This is a genomic window from Vibrio sp. OPT46 (assembly GCF_015163535.1).
Classification (GTDB): Bacteria; Pseudomonadota; Gammaproteobacteria; order Enterobacterales; family Vibrionaceae; genus Vibrio; species Vibrio alginolyticus.
In genome coordinates this window covers 28,886-31,954 of sequence record NZ_JADDYG010000494.1, presented here as the reverse complement: position 1 = coordinate 31,954, position 3,069 = coordinate 28,886, and the positions used below count along the sequence as shown (strand labels likewise).

Here is a 3,069-nt window from a genome sequence, read left to right as displayed (position 1 = left end):
CAAATGAGGCCTCATACGGCTTTAAAATACAAAACGCCCGATGAAGTACATCGAGCGTTTTAGTTAAAAAGTGTCAACCCATATCAGGACGGGTCAGAACTTAACGTTCTATTGTTTATTCATGGCTCGCTTAATGCAAACGGCAGCGCCGCCCCAAGTGATACCTAAACCAATAACCATCATAATAATTGCGCTGATTGTCATTTTGCTGTCTCCTTGCGGTTCACTGCGTTGATCACTAGACCAAAGATAAAGAGTGCGGCGATAAGTGCCCAGCCTAAAGTTAGATCATAGCCACCGTAGCCTTCAGTAATTAGGGCGTATAGCTTGGTCGCTAAGATAATGGCGAGCATGATTGGTGTAACGAAGCGTAAGCAGATCTCGAACCATTGACCAACAGAGAAATCAGAGCGCTCGTTAACGTAATTACGTACTTCTGGCACGCGCTTCAATAGCCACGCCATCAAGACAATCTCAACCAGACCACCAACCATGATGCCAACGTTGTTTGCAAAGTGGTCTACTAGGTCGAGTAGCAGCAGACCGCCATTGGTAGCAAACGCCATAGAGACAACGAAGCCAATACCAATCACAACATTTGCAGCTTTTTTACGGCTCCACTTCAGCTTGTCGATAATGGCTGAAGTTACGGCTTCCATAATTGAAATATGCGAACTTAGACCAGCAACCACCAGTGCAAAGAAGAACAGTGGACCAAGAATATATGGGGCAGGTAGTAGGTTAATTGCCGCAGGTAAAGTAACAAAAGCCAAGCCAACGCCTGCAGATACCACCTCTGTTAACGGCTTACCTTGCTCTTGAGCCATGTAACCCAATACTGAGAAGATCATGATGCCGGCTAGGATCGAGAAGCCACAGTTGATCAACACGGTCATAAACGCGTTATTCGTTATGTCTGACTTTTCTGGTAGGTAGCTAGAGTAAGCTAGCATGATGGCGAAGCCGATACTTAGCGTAAAGAAGATCTGACCATATGCCGCTGCCCATACTTTCACATCCCAAATTTTGCTGAAATCGGGTTCGAACATGTAGTTCACGCCATCTAGAGCTCCTGGCAAGAAAATCATACGTCCGATTAAGAAAATCACCATCAAGAATAGGATTGGCATCATAATTTTAGATGCTCGTTCAATTCCTGATTTCACGCCTTTGGCAATGGCGGTGTAAGTAATTGCCCAAGCAATTACCATGGATAAAGCAATCTTCCATTGAATACTGCCTAAGTCTGTTGGTGAGTTGTCACCTAGCTTTAGGTATTCACTAAAGAAAAATGCGTTGGTATCGGTTCCCCAACCTTGAGTGAACGACAACCCAAAGTAAGAAATCGACCAACCGATAACAGCCACATAGTAAACGGCAATAACTGCAGCCACACCAACTTGGAACCAGCCAAGCCATTCAAATTTAGAATGAATTTTCGCAAGTGTTTTTGGTGCCGAGCCTCGGTATTTTTGTCCCATACTGAACTCAAGGATCATAAATGGAATACCGGCAGTGATCATGGCAAAAATGTAAGGAATAAAAAACGCGCCGCCACCGTTTTCATAGGCCATGTATGGGAAACGCCAAATGTTTCCCAAACCGATAGCAGACCCAACTGCTGCTAAGATGAATCCCGCCCGGGATCCCCATTGTTCTCGCTTCATATTTGACTCCTATAAGACTCCCTGAGGAATGAAGCTCTCTACGTAACACAGTAATAATTGCGCAAATAGTTGGAAGAAAGGACCGCTGTTATCCATCAGCTTTTCTATCCTTAATTCTAACTTCTTATAATTTTATAGAGCTATATTCTGGCTACTGTAAGAGAAAGTAGATTATTAATCTTAAAATTTTGATGTGTGTTTGATAAAACTGAAATATTTATCTGTTTTCACTGATCAGACTAACTTCTAATAATACTTAGCGCAATAGAATCTAAATGTTAATTCAGATGCGTTGTCTGGTTTTAATCTTGTTAAATTTGAGTTTGATTGTGGTTTTATGTGGGTGTGTGGTTGTTTGTCTGGAATAAATGACTGGGATCTAATAATTGCTTTGGTGTTTAAGACTATTTTGATTAATTAGGGCGTACGGCTATCTTTTGTGCACCTATCTAGATGATGCTTCGTTACTTTGCCAAACAATGGTGTTTAGACGATATCCTTTATCGGCTCTGTGCAGGACTCGTTCAGCGTTCTTTGTGACGAGTCCTATAAAGGAACATGCATAAAAATTAGAAGCGGAAACTAAAACCGACATTTGATTGGAATTGGTTCATCCAATCAGTATCGAACTTAATGATACAGTTTGAGCCGTCATTAGGTAGAGTACAGGCGCCAGATGTATCGTTATCAACGACCGTTCCTAACCATCTCAGTTGGGCTGTTAATGCAAAGTTCTTTGAAAATTCATATTCCAGCCCTGCAAAAGCGCTAGCCGAAAATCCGTATTTTTTGTCTACCCAATCCACATCGGCGTAAGAAGCGCCCAAACCTACACCGATATAGGTTTGCCATTTTTCTGCGACAGGATAGTACATGCTGCTTTGGAAGTGCAGATAATGGATATCTGCCGAGTTGGACAGCTTTTCAAGTTCCGTCGATTGATTGGAGTAAAACAATCCGATCCTTCCTTTTTCTAAGGGAGTCTCGACTGAAAGAGCGTAATTCACTGCGGGGTCGAGATCGTATGTATTACCACTTTCATCCTCTACTTGGCCGCCTCCTGTATAGCCTATGTATGGTGTAACGATGATATTCGCTTGTGCATTGATAGCAGTACTCATCATCATGATTCCTACTAGCCAGCTGAGTTTTTGGTTCATGCCCTATCTCCTTATTATGACTAAGCTAATTGTGATGGGTTAGTCAAAATTGCGCGACTAAATTAAGCAAATCTTGAACATATTTCACACCGGTGTTATTAATTTGTTACATATTAAGGAGGTGTTTATGGAACACGATCTAAAATCCGCATTAATCATTGTGGTGACTGTTTTTGCAGTGCTTTTGTCATTTGGCATCATTGCTATTACAACAGCTTAAGATAACCACTTTTACCAAACGT

4 protein-coding genes are annotated in these 3,069 nt (G+C 41.9%); 1 reads left to right on the top strand and 3 read right to left on the bottom strand.

Annotated features, from left to right (window positions below):
- Positions 1-108: 108 nt before the first annotated feature.
- From IQR33_RS20890 to IQR33_RS20880, 3 genes are all read right to left on the bottom strand, one after another.
- Positions 109-204: a MetS family NSS transporter small subunit gene (locus tag IQR33_RS20890; RefSeq protein ID WP_017633863.1), complete on the bottom strand. Its 96-nt coding sequence runs from the start codon at positions 202-204 to the stop codon at positions 109-111.
- Positions 201-1,667: a sodium-dependent transporter gene (locus tag IQR33_RS20885; protein ID WP_005372966.1), complete on the bottom strand. Its 1,467-nt coding sequence runs from the start codon at positions 1,665-1,667 to the stop codon at positions 201-203. The genes IQR33_RS20890 and IQR33_RS20885 overlap by 4 nt, the downstream gene beginning before the upstream one ends.
- Positions 1,668-2,236: 569 nt before the next feature.
- Entirely contained in the window at positions 2,237-2,827 is a 591-nt protein-coding gene (locus tag IQR33_RS20880) for an outer membrane protein (protein ID WP_005372968.1), read from the bottom strand.
- A 127-nt stretch (positions 2,828-2,954) separates the two neighbouring features.
- On the opposite strand from IQR33_RS20880, the gene IQR33_RS20875 reads away from it, so the two are divergent.
- Complete coding sequence (locus IQR33_RS20875) at positions 2,955-3,047, top strand: YnhF family membrane protein (RefSeq protein ID WP_005372970.1); 93 nt, start codon at positions 2,955-2,957, stop codon at positions 3,045-3,047.
- The last annotated feature ends 22 nt before the right edge of the window (positions 3,048-3,069 follow it).